Annotated in this window: 1 protein-coding gene; it reads left to right on the forward strand. The window is 67.6% G+C overall.

The genetic code is table 11. From position 1 onward, the window contains the following. Positions 1-631 (forward strand): cation:proton antiporter (locus tag ACY45C_RS18790; RefSeq protein WP_462188886.1); only part of this gene is annotated, 631 nt, incomplete at its 5' end. Positions 632-750 lie beyond the last annotated feature (119 nt).

The raw sequence follows: 750 nt of genomic DNA on the forward strand, positions 1-750 counted from the left end.
GGGCGGGGTCGTCCTCGGGTCGTCCGGCCTGGTGGATCAGGCCAGTGTCGCCCCGTTGCGAATCGTGGTGATGGCGGTGCTCGCGCCCATCTTCTTCGCGACGGTGGGCCTACGTGTCGATCTCACCGCTCTGGGTGAACCCCGGGTTCTGCTCGCGGCGGTGATCGTGCTCGCGGTCGCGGTCTTTGGCAAGTTTGCCGGTGTGTACGCGGGGGCACGGGCCAGCCGGCTGACCCCCTGGGAGGCTCTTGCCCTGGGCGCCGGCATGAACGCGCGGGGGGTCATCGAGATCGTGGTGGCCAGCGTCGGCGTGCGGCTGGGGGTGCTCTCCACCGAGACGTACACGGTCATCGTTCTGGTCGCGATCGTCACGTCGGTCATGGCTCCGCCGATCCTGCGCCGTGCCATGCGACAGGTTGAGCAGACCGCTGCCGAGGAACAGCGCCGCCTTGTGCTGGACGGTCACCTGGTGACGGACGGTCACCTGGTGGCGGGCGGCCGTCTCGTGCTGGACGGTCACCATGCGAGCGGTGCCGGTGGCGTCGGTGCCGCGGAGGCGGGCGTCATTCCCGTCGCGAGGCCCGGACGCTCCCCGGAGTTCGGTCCCGCGCACGACACCGAAGGTCGGTGAACCCACCCAATACAACGGGTAGGGACGGGTTAGAATTCGGGATCGGGATCTGGATCTGTTGCTGATCTTGTGATCGAACTGGCCCTCTCATGATCGTCTATTGGTGTCGTGCTGCGATG

It is taken from the genome of Frankia sp. CcWB2, from assembly GCF_977927585.1.